The sequence below is a fragment of the Streptomyces sp. NRRL B-24572 genome, assembly GCF_002156145.1.
GTDB classification, from domain to species: Bacteria; Actinomycetota; Actinomycetes; order Streptomycetales; family Streptomycetaceae; genus Streptomyces; species Streptomyces vietnamensis.
The window spans coordinates 1-14688 of the sequence record NZ_MWIG01000331.1 but is presented as its reverse complement, the minus strand read 5'-3'; the positions used below and the strand labels follow the sequence as shown (position 1 = coordinate 14688).

The window sequence follows — 14688 nt, the reverse complement described above, 5'->3', positions numbered from 1 at the left end:
CCTGCCGCTCATGCGACGGCTCGTCGACCGGGGCGGCAGGGTCGCCCAGTACCACCAGTCGCTGGTGCTGAAGGTGCCGCCGACCTCCCGCGAACACCTGGAGGCCGCCCTCCAGGCCGTCCTCGACCGGCACGACATGCTGCGCATGCGGGTGGTCGACCGGCACGCGTTCGAGATCGCCGGGTCCGTCCCGGCCGCGTCCTGCCTGACCCGCGTGGACGCCACGGCCACGATTCACGGCAAGCCGACGGGCGACGCCGCCGGTACGGCTCCGGGTACGCCGACGGGCGACGCCACTGGTACGGCCCCGGGCACGCCGACAGGCGGCGCCACCGCCCCCGCTGCGGCCGTCCCGGCCGACGGCGCCGGCGACCGGGACGAGGTGCTCGCCGCGCTCGTGGCCGCCGAGGCGGCCCGCGTCCGTGACGAGCTGGACCCCGCCGCCGGGCGGGTGCTGCGCGCCGTCTGGTTCGACCGCGGCCCCGCCGACTCCGGCCTCCTCCTCCTCCTCGTCCACCACCTCGCCGTCGACGGCGTCTCCTGGCGCGTCGTCGTGCCCGACCTCGCCGAGGCCTGGCAGGCCGTCAGCACCGGCCGGGAGCCCGCGCCGACCGCCGTCGGCACGAGCTTCGCCCAGTGGGCGCAGGCGGTCGTCGCCCTGCCCGCGGACGACGCCGACCACTGGCGCGCGCTGCTCGACGGCGGCGACCCGCAGCTCGGCCCGCGCCCCCTCGACCCCGCCCTCGACCTGCGCTCCACCGGCGGCAGGCTCACCCTGCGGCTCCCCGCCGACGTGACCGAGGCGGTCCTCGGCTCCGTCCCCGCCGCCTACCACGCGAGCCCCGACGACGTCCTGCTGACCGCGCTCGCCGCCGCCGTGCCCCAGTGGCGCGGCGACCGGGCCGGACTCCTCGTGGACGTCGAGAGCCACGGCCGCTTCGAGCACCTCGTGCCGGGCGCCGACCTGTCCCGTACCGTCGGCTGGTTCACCGTCGCCCACCCCGTCCGCCTCGACACCGGCGAGACCGGACCCGGAGCCGTCCTCGACGGCACGCGGGAGGCCGGCGACGTGCTGCGCTCCGTCAAGGAGCAGCTGCGCACCACCCCGCGCGAGGGCATCGGCTACGGCCTCGCCCGCCACGTCGACCCCGGCACGGCGCCGGACCTGGCGGCCAGGCACGAGCCGCAGATCGGCTTCAACTACATGGGCCGACTGCGCGCCGGCGGCGCGCTCGGCGCGGGCTGGGAGCTGGCCGGCCTCGGCGCCGACGAGGCCCCGGACGTCCCGCTCTCGCACGTCGTCGAGGTCAACGCGGCCACCCACGAGGGCCCCGACGGGCTCGAACTCGTCGCCACCTGGACCTGGGCCCGCGCCCTCGTCGACGACGAGGCCGCCGCCCGGCTCGCGGAGCTGTGGTTCGCCGCGCTGCGCGGCCTCGCTGCCCACGCCGCCCTTCCCGGCGCCGGCGGGCACACCCCCTCCGACCTGCTCGTCGAGCTGACCCAGGACGAGATCCGGGAGCTGGAGGCGGACCCCGGCGTGGCCGGACTGCTGCCCCTCGCCCCGCTCCAGGAGGGCCTGCTCTTCCACCACCTGTACGGGGACGGCGCCGACGACCCGTACGTCTCCCAGCTCCGCATCGACCTGGTCGGCCCGGTCGACCCCGCCCGGCTGCGCGCCGCCGCCGCCGAGGTGCAGCGCCGGCACACCGCGCTGCGGGCCGCCTTCCGCCGCACCTCCGCCGGCACGCCCGTCCAGGTGGTCCTCGCCGAGCCGCCGCTGGACTGGACGGAGACCGAACTGACCGGCGCGGACGCCCGGTCCGACGAGGCGCTGGCCGCGCTCCTCGACGCCGACCGCCGCCGCGGCTTCGACGTCACCGCCGCGCCCCTCAGCCGCTACACCCTCGTCGCCCGCGGCGACCGCAGCACCCTCGTCGTCACCACCCACCACAGCGTCCGGGACGGCTGGTCGCTCCCCGTCGTCCTGCGCGAGCTCATGGCCCACTACCTGGGCGACCCGCTCCCCGAGCCCCGCCCGCACGCCGAGTACCTGGCCTGGCTCGCCGGGCAGGACCGGGAGGCGGCCACCGCGGCCTGGCGGGACGCGCTCGCCGGACTCGACGGCGGCACCCTCCTCGCCACCGGCCCCGCCCCCGCGCACCAGGAGCCCGGCCGACTGGAGTTCACCGTCCCGACCGAGGGCATGGAGGCGGCGGCCCGTCGCCTCGGCGTCACCGTCAACACCCTCGTCCAGGTGGCGTGGATGCTCCTCGTGGCCCGGCTGACCGGCCGCGACGACGTCGTCACCGGCACCACCGTGAGCGGGCGTCCCGCCGAACTGCCCGGCGTCGCCGACATGGTCGGCCTCTTCATCAACACCGTCCCGCTGCGCGCCGCCCTGCGCGCCGACGAGCCCGTCGGGGAGCTGGCGCGCCGCCTCCAGCTGGAGCAGGCCCGGCTGGTCGACCACCACCACCTCGGCCTGGTCGACATCCAGCGGGCCGCCGGACTCGGCGAGCTCTTCGACACCTCGATGGTCTTCGAGAACTATCCGCTCGACGCCAACGCGCTGCGCGACGCCGCACGCCGCGCCGGTCTCGAGGTCGGCGGCGTCGACCACGACTCCGTCACCCACTACGCGCTCGCCCTGGAGGCGAGCCCGGTGCACGGCGGGCTCCACGTCCGCGTCCACCACCGCACCGACGTGCTCGGCCCCGAGCGCGCCGCGGGGATCGCCGACCGGTTCCGCCGGCTCCTGCACACCGTCGTCACCGAGCCCGGCACGCCCGTCGGCCGGATCTCCGCCGAGGACGCCGCCGGACGCGCGGAGCTGATCGCCCTCGGCCGGGGCCCGGCCGAGGCGGCGGAGTCCCCGCGGACCTGGCCCGAGCTCTTCACCGAGCAGGCCCGCCGCACCCCGGACGCCCCCGCGGTCGTCTTCGGAGCGGAGCGCCTGACCTTCCGTGAACTCGCGGACCGTGCAGGGGCGCTGGCCCGGATCCTCGCCGACGCCGGAGTGGACGCCGAGCGGCGCGTCGCCGTCGTGCTTCCGCGCTCCGCCGACCTCGTGGTGGCCCTGCACGCCGTCGCCCTGGCGGGCGGCGCGTTCGTGCCGGTCGACCCCGGGTACCCGGCCGAGCGGATCGCGTACATGCTGGCGGACGCCGCGCCCGACGTCGTCCTCACCTCCGCCGACGTCGACCTGCCGCCGACCCCGGCGCTGCGCCTGGACGTCGAGACGCTCGACCTCTCCACCGGCGGCCCCGCGCCGGAGCGCCGGACCGCCCCCGGGCAGGCCGCGTACGTCATCTACACCTCCGGCTCCACCGGCCTCCCCAAGGGCGTCGTCGTCACCCACGCCGGCATCCCGGGGCTCGCCCGGGCCCAGCGGGCCGCGTTCGACGTCGCACCGGACAGCCGCGTCCTACAGTTCGCCTCGCCGAGCTTCGACGCCACCGTGTCCGAGGTGGCCGTGACCCTGCTCGCCGGCGCCTGCCTGGTCCTCGCTCCGCGCGAGGAGCTGCTGCCCGGAGCGCCGCTGGCCCGTACCGTCGCCGAGCACGGCGTCACCCACGCGACCCTGCCGCCGGCCGCGCTCCAGGAGCTCGCCCCCGAGGCGCTGCCCACCCTGCGCAGCCTCGCCGTCGCCGGCGAGCAGTGCCCGCCGCACGTGGCCGAACGCTGGTCCGCGGGCCGCCGGATGGTCAACGCCTACGGCCCGACCGAGACGACCGTCTGCGCCACCATGAGCCCCCCGCTGTCCGGCCCCGGCGCCCCGCCGATCGGCCTGCCGCTGCCGGGCTTCCACGCGCACCTGCTCGACGCCCACCTCCAGCCGGTCCCGGCCGGGGTCGTCGGCGAGCTGTACGTCTCGGGGCCCGGCCTCGCCCGCGGCTACCTGGACCGTCCCGGCCTGAGCGCCGAGCGGTTCGTCGCCGACCCGTTCGGCGCGCCCGGCGCTCGCATGTACCGCACCGGAGACCTGGCGCACCGCCGCGAGGACGGGCAGCTGGTGTACGCGGGCCGGGCCGACCGGCAGGTCAAGCTGCGCGGCTTCCGCATCGAGCCCGGCGAGATCGAGGCCGCCGTCGCGAGCGTGCCCGAGGTCGCCGCGGCCGCCGTCGTCGTCCGCGAGGACCGGCCGGGGGACCGGCGGGTCGTCGCCTACGCCGTGCCCGCGCTCGGCGCCGTCGTGGCGCCCGAGGCGGTACGGGCCCGGGTCCGCGAGACCCTGCCCGACCACATGGTCCCGGCCGCCGTGGTCGTCCTCGACCGGCTCCCGGTCACCCCGAACGGCAAGCTGGACCAGGCGGCGCTGCCCGCGCCCGAACTCCGCGCGACGGAGGGCCGGGCCGCGTCCACACCGGTCGAGGAGCTGCTCGCCGGGGTCTTCGCCGAGGTCCTCGGCGTCGACCGGGTCGGCGTCGACGACTCCTTCTTCGACCTGGGCGGCCACTCGCTCCTCGCGATGCGCCTGGTCGCCCGGGCGCAGACCGTGCTCGGCGCCGAGATCGGCGTCCGCGCGCTCTTCGAGACGCCCACCGTGCGCGAGCTGGCCCGCCTTGTGACCGCAGGACCGCGCGCCGCCGCCGCGCCGACCGCGCTCGCGCGTCCGGAACGGCTGCCGCTCTCGTACGCCCAGCAGCGGCTGTGGTTCCTGCACCGCTTCGACGGGCCGAACGCCGCCTACAACATCCCGATGGCGCTGCGCCTGACCGGGGCCCTGGACGGCGACGCGCTCGCCGCCGCGATCGGGGACCTCGTCGTCCGGCACGAGAGCCTGCGCACCCTCGTTGCCGAGGACGACGAGGGTCCGTACCAGCGGATCGTCGAGGCGGCCGAGGCCGTCGGGCGGACGGCCGTGGAGCGGGTGACCGTCCCGGCCGAAGGGCTCGACGCGGCGCTCGCCGCGGCGGTCGGCACGCCCTTCGACCTGACCGCCGAACTCCCGGTCCGCGTCACCCTGTTCGCGACCGGCCCCGAGGAGCACGTGCTGCTCGTCGTCGTCCACCACCTCGCCGGCGACGGCGCCTCCATGCCGGTCCTCGCCCGCGACCTGGCCGCCGCCTACCGGGCCCGGACCTCCGGAGCCTCGCCCGCGACGGCACCGGCCGCCACCGGAGCATCGTCCGCGACGGCACCGGCCGCCGCCGGACAGGCCCTGCAGTACGCCGACTTCGCGCTCTGGCAGCGGGCCGCCCTCGGCGACGAGGACGACCCCGACTCTCCGCTCGGCCGTCAGCTCGACCACTGGCGCACCGCCCTCGCGGGCCTCCCCGAGGAGCTGGCCCTGCCCGCCGACCGGCCGCGCCCGGCCGCCGGACCGCACCGGGCCGGACGCCACCGCTTCGAGGTCCCCGGGGAACTGCACACCGGCGTGGTGCGGCTCGCCCGCGAGCTGCGCGCCACCCCGTTCATGGTCGTGCAGGCCGCCTTCGCGGCCCTGCTCTCGCGGCTCGGCGCGGGCACCGACGTGCCCATCGGCTCGCCCGTCGCCGGCCGCCCCGACGACGCCCTCGCGGACGTGGTCGGTTTCTTCGCCAACACGCTCGTGCTGCGCACCGACCTGTCCGGCGACCCCACCTTCGCCGAACTCGTCGACCGGGTCCGGGAGACCGACCTGGCCGCCTTCACCCACCAGGACGTGCCCTTCGAGCGGCTCGTGGAGGCGCTGCGCCCCGAGCGGTCCGCCGCCCGCCACCCGCTCTTCCAGGTGGTCGTGGAGTGGGGCGACGACCAGAGCCGGGCCCTCGGATCGCTCGACGGCCTGCCCGGCCTCGCCGTCGAGCCGCTCCACGTGACGACCGACGTCGCCAAGTTCGACCTCGTCCTGCACCTGCGGCCCCGCGAGACGGCGGACGCCGGGCCCGACGGGATCGAGGCCGACCTCGAGTACAGCGCCGACATGTTCGACGCGGACACCGCCGAGCGGCTCGGGGAGCGCCTCGTCCGGCTCCTCGGCGCCGCGCTCGCCGACCCCCGGCGCGCCGTCGCCGACCTCGACCTCCTCGGCGAGGAGGAGCGGCACCTGCTGCTCACCGACTGGGCGCACACCCCGGCAGGACCGCTCGCCCCCGTCGCGGCCGGCGACTCGCTGGTCCGCCGCTTCGAGGCCGCCGCGGCGGCGCACCCCGAGGCGGTCGCCGTCTCCTGCGACGGCACCGAGCTCACGTACGCGACGCTGAACGAGCGGGCGAACCGGCTCGCCGGCCTGCTGCGCGAGCGGGGCGCGGGCCCCGAGCGGTTCGTCGCCCTCGCCCTGCCCCGCGAGGCCGAGCTCGTGGTCGCGGTGCTCGCCGTGCTCAAGTCCGGCGCCGCCTACCTGCCGGTCGACCCCGAGTACCCGGCCGACCGGGTGGCGTTCATGCTGGCCGACACCCGGCCGGTGCTCACCGTCGGCACCCGGGCCACCCGCGCCGCCCTCGCGGCCGCCGCGGGCGACGCCGGCCCGTGGATCGCCCTCGACGACGAGGAGACCACCGCCGACCTGGCCCGCCGCGCACCCGCCGACCCGGCACCGGCCGCGGCCGCCGACCACCCCGCGTACGTCATCTACACCTCCGGCTCCACCGGCACCCCGAAGGGCGTCGTCGTCACCCACCGCAACGTGCTCCGGCTCTTCGACGCCACCGCGCACTGGTTCGGCTTCGACCACGGCGACACCTGGACCCTCTTCCACTCCTACGCCTTCGACTTCTCGGTGTGGGAGCTGTGGGGGCCGCTGCTGCACGGCGGCCGACTCGTGGTCGTCCCGTACGCGGTGAGCCGCGAACCCGCCGCCTTCCTCGGCCTGCTCGAGCGGGAGCGGGTGACCGTCCTCAACCAGACGCCGTCCGCCTTCTACGAGCTGATGCGCGCCGACGAGGAGGCCGGCGCCGCCGAACTGTCGCTGCGGTACGTGGTGTTCGGCGGCGAGGCGCTCGACCCGGCCCGGCTGGCCGGCTGGTACGAGCGGCACGCCGACGACGCCCCCGCCCTGGTCAACATGTACGGCATCACCGAGACGACGGTCCACGTCACCCACCGGCGGCTGACCGCCGCCGACGCCCGCGCCGGCGCATCGAGCGCCATCGGCGTCGGCATCCCCGACCTCGGCGTCCACCTCCTCGACGAGCGGCTCCGGCCCGTCCCGACCGGTGTCGTGGGCGAGCTGTACGTCTCCGGCGGGGGAGTGGCCCGCGGCTACGCGGGCCGTCCCGGGCTCTCCGCCGTCCGGTTCGTCGCCGACCCGTTCGGCGCGCCCGGCGCCCGCATGTACCGCACCGGCGACCTCGCCCGCAGGAGGAGGGACGGCTCCCTGGAGTACCTCGGCCGCGCCGACGCGCAGGTCAAGCTGCGCGGCTTCCGCATCGAGCTCGGCGAGATCGAGTCGGCGCTCCTCGGAGAGCCGGGGGTCGCACAGGCGGCGGTCCTCGTCCGCGAGGACGCCCCCGGCGACCGGCGTCTTGTCGCCTACGTGGTCACCGGCAGCGACGCGGCCGTCGGCGGACTGCGCGAGGCCGTGGGACGGTCCCTGCCGGACTACATGGTCCCGTCGGCCGTCGTCGTGCTCGACCGGCTGCCGCTGACCGCCAACGGGAAGCTGGACCGGGCCGCCCTGCCGGCCCCCGGCTCCCCGCGTCCGGCCGGCGGCGGCCGGGCTCCCTCGACGCCCGTCGAGGAGCTGCTCGCCGGGGTCTTCGCCGAGGTCCTCGGCGTCGACCGGGTCGGCGTCGACGACTCCTTCTTCGACCTGGGCGGCCACTCGCTCCTCGCGATGCGGCTCGCCGCCCGGGTGCGGGCCGTCCTCGACACCGAGGTCGGCATCCGGGAGCTCTTCGAGGCGCCCACGGTGGCCGGACTCGCACGGCTCCTGGCCCGCGCCGAAGGCACCGTACGACCCGCCGTCACCGCGGGCCCGCGCCCGGCGCGCGTCCCGCTCTCGCCGGCCCAGCAGCGGCTGTGGCTGCTGCACCGGCTCACCGGACCGGACGCCACCTACAACATCCCGGTCGCCCTGCGGCTCGCCGGGACCCTGGACGTCGACCGGCTGCGGGCCGCCCTGGACGACGTGGTGCGCCGCCACGAGAGCCTGCACACCGTCGTCGACGACCGCGGCGCCGAGGGCGCGACCGCCTGGCTGCGGCCCGTCCCCGACGCCCGGATCGACCTGCCCGTCGTCACCGTCGAGCCGGGCGACCTGGACGAGCGGATCGCCGCCACCGCCCGGGGCGGCTTCGAGCTCACCACCGAACTCCCGATCCGCGCACGCCTGTTCCGCACCGGACCCGAGGAGCACGTGCTGCTCGTCGTCGTCCACCACCTCGCCGGCGACGGCACCTCCATGCCGGTCCTCGCCCGCGACCTCGCCACCGCCTACGCGGCCCGGCTCGGCGACACCGCGCCCGACTGGCCCGAACTCCCCGTGCAGTACGCCGACTACGCCCTCTGGCAGCGCGCGTACCTCGGGGAGGGCGCGGAAGGCGACCAGGGCGGCGACGGGGGCGAGCTGGACCGCCAGCTCGGCTTCTGGCAGCGGGCGCTCGCCGGACTCCCCGAGGAGCTGACGCTCCCGGTCGACCGGCCCCGCCCCGCGGTCGGCCCGCACACCGCGGGACGCCGCGTCTTCACCGTGCCGCGCGAGGTGTACGAGCGGATCGGCGCGCTCGCCCGCGAGCTGCGGGCCACCCCGTTCATGGTCGTGCAGGCGGCCCTCGCGGCCCTGCTCTCCCGGCTCGGCGCCGGGACCGACGTGCCCATCGGCTCGCCGGTCGCGGGCCGCACGGACGAGGCGCTCGCGGACGTGGTCGGCTTCTTCGTCAACACGCTCGTGCTGCGCTCCGACGTGTCCGGCGACCCGAGCTTCGCCGAGCTGGTCGGCCGGACACGGGACGCCGACCTGACGGCCTTCGCCCACCAGGACGTGCCGTTCGAGCGGCTCGTGGAGGTGCTGCGGCCCCAGCGGTCCGCCGCCCGCCACCCGCTCTTCCAGGTGGCGCTCAGCCTCGACGGCTCCGGCGGCACCGCGCTCGCCGAGGTCGCCGCCATGCCCGGCCTCGACGTGACCCCCCTTCAGGTCGACCTCGGCGTCGCCAAGTTCGACCTCACCGTCGCCCTCACCGAGCAGCTCGGCGAGGAGGGCACCGCGGACGGCTGGACCGGCGCCGTCGAGTACAGCGCCGAGATGTTCGACGGGGAGACCGTCGACCGGATCGCCCGCCGCCTCGTCGCTCTCCTCGACGCGGCCACCGCGCGGCCCGGCGAACCCGTCTCCGCCCACGACGTCCTCGTCGACGGCGAACGCGAGCGGATCCTCGGAGAGTGGCTGGAGACGGCCGCCCCGGCCGAACCGGCCACCCTCCCCGAGCTCTTCGCCCGGCGGGTCGCCGCCCACCCGGACGCGCCCGCCCTCACCTTCGGCGACACCACCCTGAGCTACGCGGAGCTCGACGCGCGCGCCGATCGGCTCGCCCACGCCCTGCTCCGCCGCGGCCTCGAACCCGAGGCACGGGTCGGCGTCCTCATGGAACGCTCCGAGACCCTCGCCGTCACCCTGCTGGCGATCGTCAAGGCCGGCGCGGCCTATGTGCCGCTGAGCCCGGTCAACCCCGACGAGCGGCTCGTGTGGCTGCTCGACCAGGTCCAGGCGCCGTACCTGCTGGTCGACGAGGCGTGCCGGGAACGCGCCGAGGGCCTGGGCACCACCGCCCGGGTGGTCCTGGCCGAGACCGAGGCAGGCGCGGAGGCCGGGGCGGACGGCGCGGGCCTGCCCGCCACCGACCCCGCCGTGCCGCTGACCCCGGAACGCATCGCGTACCTCATGTTCACCTCCGGCTCCAGCGGCCTGCCCAAGGGCGTGGCCATCAGCCACGGCGACATCGTGCAGCTCGCCGCCGACCGCTGCTGGGACGGCGTCACCGACCGGGTGCCGCTGCACTCGCCGCACGCCTGGGACGCGTCGATCCTGGAGTTCTGGGTGCCGCTGCTGCGTGGCGGCGAGGTGGTCGTCGCACCGCCCGGCGAGCTCGACGTGGAGGCGCTGCGGGCGTTGATCCAGGACACCGGGATCACCTCCCTCTTCCTGACGGCCGGTCTCTTCCGGGTCCTCGCCCAGGAGATCCCCGAGGCCTTCGCCTCGGTTCGCCAGGTCGCCACCGGCGGCGACGTCGTCTCCGCCGGCGCCGTCCGCCGCCTCCTCGCCCACGCCCCGGACCTCCGGGTCGTCAACGCCTACGGGCCGACCGAGGCGACCGTGATGGCGCTCTCGCACCGCGTCGACCCCGCCACCACCGACCGGTGGACGCACAGCGTGCCCATCGGCCGCTCCCTGGACGCCATGCGCCACTACGTCCTCGACGACGCGCTGCGGCCCGTGCCGCCGGGCGTCACCGGCGAGCTGTACGTGGCCGGCCGCGGCCTCGCCCGCTGCTACTGGAACCGCCCGGACCTGACGTCCGACCGCTTCGTCGCCGACCCGTACGGCCCGCCCGGCGAGCGGATGTACCGCACCGGCGACCTGGCCCGCTGGACCGCCGACGGACTCGTCGAGTTCGCCGGACGCGCCGACGAACAGGTCAAGGTCCGCGGCTTCCGTATAGAACCGGGAGAGATCGAGGCCGCGCTCACCCGGGCCCCCGGCGTGACCGCCGCCGCGGTCGTCGTCCGCGAGGACCGGCCCGGCGACAAGCGCCTCGTCGCCTACACCGTGCCCGGCACCGGCTACGACCGGGCCGGTCTCGGGGCGCACCTCGGCCGCAGCCTGCCCGACTACATGGTCCCGGCCGCGATCGTCGAACTCACCGAACTGCCGCTCACCCCGATCGGCAAGCTCGACCGGGCCGCGCTGCCCGCGCCCGAGTTCGGCACCGCCGGCGGCCGCACCGCCGAGACGGCCGAGGAGGAGATCCTGGTGCGGCTCTTCGCCGAGGTCCTGGGCCTCCCCGAGGACGCCGTCGACGCGGACGCCGCCTTCTTCGACCTGGGCGGCGACAGCATCATGGCGATCCAGCTGGTCAGCGCCGCCCGCCGGGCGGGGCTGCAGATCACCGGTGCCGACGTCTTCACCCACCGCACGGTCGGCGAGCTGGCCCGGGCCGCCGCGGCGGCCGGCACGGCCGAGACCGAGGAACCGGACGAGGCGACCGGCGACGTGCCGGCCTGGCCGATGCTCCACTGGCTCGCCGAACGGCGCGTCCCCGTGGACCGCTTCAACCAGACGACGATCCTGCGCGCCCCCGCCGCCCTCGACCAGGACAAGCTGCACGCCGTCGTCGGCGCGCTCCTCGCCCGCCACGACAGCCTGCGGCTGCGGATCGACGTCGCCGACCCGGGCGACGCCTCCACCTGGACCGTGCACGTCCCCGAGCCGGACGCGGTACGGCCCGAGGACCGCGTGGTCCGGGTGGACGCGACCGGGCTCGACGGGGACGCCCTCGCCGAGGCCGTCCGCGACCACGGACGGGCCGCCGTCGACGGGCTCGCGCCCGGCGACGGGGTGATGCTCCGCGTCGTCTGGTTCGACCGCGGCGACCGGCCGGGACTGCTGCTCGTGGCCGTCAACCACCTGGCGATCGACGGCGTCTCCTGGCGCATCCTGCTGCCCGACCTGTTCCAGGCCTGGCAGGACGTCCAGGCCGGCCGGGAGCCCCGGCTCGGCACCGGCGGCACCTCACTGCGCCGCTGGGCGCAGCGGGCCGTCGACCGGGCGGGCACCCCCGCGACCCTCGCCGAACTCGACCACTGGACCGGGGCGCTGCGCCGCGGCGGCCGGCCGCTCGGCTCCCGCGCCCTCGACCCCGCCCGGGACCTGCTGGGCGGCGCGCGGAAGCTGCGCCGGACGCTGTCGGCGGAGACGACCGGGCACCTGCTCACCACCGCCCCCGCGGTGGTCTCGGCCGGCGTCGACGACGTCCTGCTCGCGGGCCTCGCCCTCGCCGTCGCCCGCTGGCGCGGCGACGGCGACGCGCCCGTCCTGATCGACGTCGAGAGCCACGGCCGGGAGAGCGAGGGGACCGTGGACCTGTCCCGTACCACGGGCTGGTTCACCGCCCTCTACCCCGTCCTCCTGGACACCGGAGGCGTCGCCCTCGACGAGGCCTTCGCCGGCACCGCGGCCACCGGATCGGTCCTCAAGCACGTCAAGGAGCAGCTGCGGACGGTCCCCGACGGCGGCCTCGGCTACGGCAGGCTGCGGTACCTCGACCCGGGCACCGCCGCCGCCTTCGAGGGCCTCGGCACCGCCGGGATCGGCTTCAACTACCTCGGCCGGTACGTGCCCGGCGACACCGGGGACTGGTCGGTCGCGTCCGACCTGCCCCGCCCGGACGGCGAGGACCCGGCGACCCCGCTCGCCCACGCCGTCGAGATCAACGCGCACATTGAGGAGAGCGCCGAAGGGCCCCGGCTCGGCGTCGTCTGGACCTGGGCGCCCGGCGTCCTCGACGAGGCGGACGCGGAGCGGCTCGCGGACGCCTGGTCCGAGGCGCTGACGGCCCTCGCGGCCTATGCGCAACGGCCCGACGCGGGCGGCCTCACCCCGCATGACGTGGGGCTTATAGAGATCACACAGAGCGAGATCGAAGAGTTCGAGGACGAACTGGCATCGGACTGGGAGAACTGAAGTGGCCCGAACCACCCGCACGGTCGACGACATCCTGCCCCTCTCCCCGCTCCAGAGTGGCCTGCTGTTCCACAGCGTCTTCGACGAGGCGACCCCCGACATCTACACCGTGCAGTCCACCTTCCACCTGGCGGGCCCGCTGGACGCGGGCCGGGCCCGGCGGGCTGCCGAGGCGCTGCTGCAGCGGCACGCGAGCCTGCGCGTCGCCTTCCGGCAGCGCAAGAGCGGCGAGTGGGTGCAGATCGTCGCCGCCCGGCCCCCGCTGCCCTGGACCGAGGCCGACCTGTCCCACCTCCCGTCCGACGAGGCCGACGCCGAGGCCCGCCGGGTGACGCTCGCCGACCGCGAGCGGCGCTTCGACACGGGCCGCCCGCCGCTGATCCGGTTCACCCTGATCCGGCTCGACGAGCTGAGCCACCGGCTGGTGCTCACCATCCACCACACGGTCCTCGACGGCTGGTCGCTGCCGACCCTGCTCAAGGAGTTCCACGTCCTGTACGCCTCGGACGGCGACGCCCGGCAGCTGCCGCCGGTCGCCCCGTACCGCGGCTACCTGGAATGGCTGGGTGCCCAGGACGCGGACGCGTCCCGGGCCGCCTGGGACCGGATGCTCGACGGACTCGCCGCCCCCTCCCGGGTGGCGGCGGGCGCCGAGCACACCCCGCAGGACCCCGGCCGCCACGAGTTCGGACTCACCGAGGAGCGGACCCGGGAGCTCACCGCCCGCGCCCGGGCCGCAGGCGTCACCGTCAACACGGTCGTCCAGGCCGCCTGGTCGCTGGTCCTCGCCGGTCTGACCGGCGCCGACGACGTCGTCTTCGGCGTCACCGTCAACGGCCGCCCGGCCGAACTCCCCGGCATCGAGTCGATGGTGGGCCTCTTCATCAACACCCTGCCGCTGCGGGTGCGGCTCGACCCGGCCCTCACCACCACCGAGCTCCTCGACCGCGTCCACCGCGCCCAGGCCGACCTGATCGCCCACCAGTACGTGGGCCTCATGGAGGTCCAGCACCGCACCGGTCTCGGCCCGCTCTTCGACACCTCCGTCGTCTTCGAGAACTTCCCCTTCGACTCGGCGCCGCGGCTGTCCGCCGAAACCGACCAGGTCCGGGTCGTCGGCGCCGAGAGCCACTCCGCCAACCACTTCCCGCTCAGCCTCGTCGGAATGCCCCAGGAGCGGCTGCGGTTCAAGCTCTTCCACCAGCCCGACCTGTTCGACGAGCAGGCGGCGGCCGGCATCGCCGCACGCTTCCTCGGCGTCCTCGACGCCCTCGTCGCCGAGCCCGGCCTGCCGATCGGCCGCGTCGACCCCATCGGCCCGGCCGACCGCGCCCGAGCCCTGACCGCCGCGGCCGGCCCCGCCCGTACCGAGGACGGCGCCACCCTCCCGGAGCTCTTCACCGCACAGGCCCGCCGCACCCCCGACGCGCCGGCCGTACGGGCCGGGGACCGCGTCCTCACGTACCGCGAACTCGACGCCCGCGCCAGCTCCGTCGCCCGTGCGCTCGCCGAGCGCGGGGCCGGCCCCGGCACGCACGTCGCCGTTCTGCTGCCGCGCGGCACCGACCTGGTGGTCGCCCTGCTCGGCGTCGCCAAGTCCGGCGCCGCCTACGTGCCGCTCGACCCGGCGCACCCGGCAGAGCGCATCGCCGCCGTCCTCGCCGACAGCGCCCCGCTCCTCGCGATCGCCGAACCCGGCGCCGAACTCCCCGACGGCGACCTGCCCGTCCTCACGGTCACCGAGGACGAGGCGCCGTCGTACACGGCCGCGCCGCACCCGCACGACCCCGCCTATCTGATCTTCACCTCCGGCTCGACCGGCCGCCCCAAGGGCGTCGTCGTCGAGCACCGCTCGGTCGGCGCCTATCTGAGCCGGGGCCGCGAGGCCTACCCGGACGCGGCGGGCCTCGCCCTCGTCCACTCCTCGGTCACCTTCGACCTCACCGTGACCGGCCTCTACACGCCCCTCGTCTCCGGCGGCTGCGTCCACATCGCCGAACTCCCCGAGGCCACCGGCGGCCCCCGCCCCACCTTCCTCAAGGGCACCCCCAGCCACCTGGAGCTCCTCGACACCCTCCCCGCCGAGG

At 76.4% G+C, this 14688-nt stretch carries 2 protein-coding genes; both read left to right on the top strand.

Going from position 1 to position 14688, the window contains the following annotated elements:
* Positions 1-10: 10 nt before the first annotated feature.
* On the top strand, positions 11-12601 hold the full coding sequence (locus tag CCN56_RS20625) for a non-ribosomal peptide synthetase (protein ID WP_086828883.1): 12591 nt from the start codon (positions 11-13) through the stop codon (positions 12599-12601).
* Position 12602: 1 nt separating this feature from the next.
* On the top strand, positions 12603-14688 hold a 2086-nt coding region (locus CCN56_RS20620; RefSeq protein WP_143664579.1), incomplete at its 3' end, for a condensation domain-containing protein.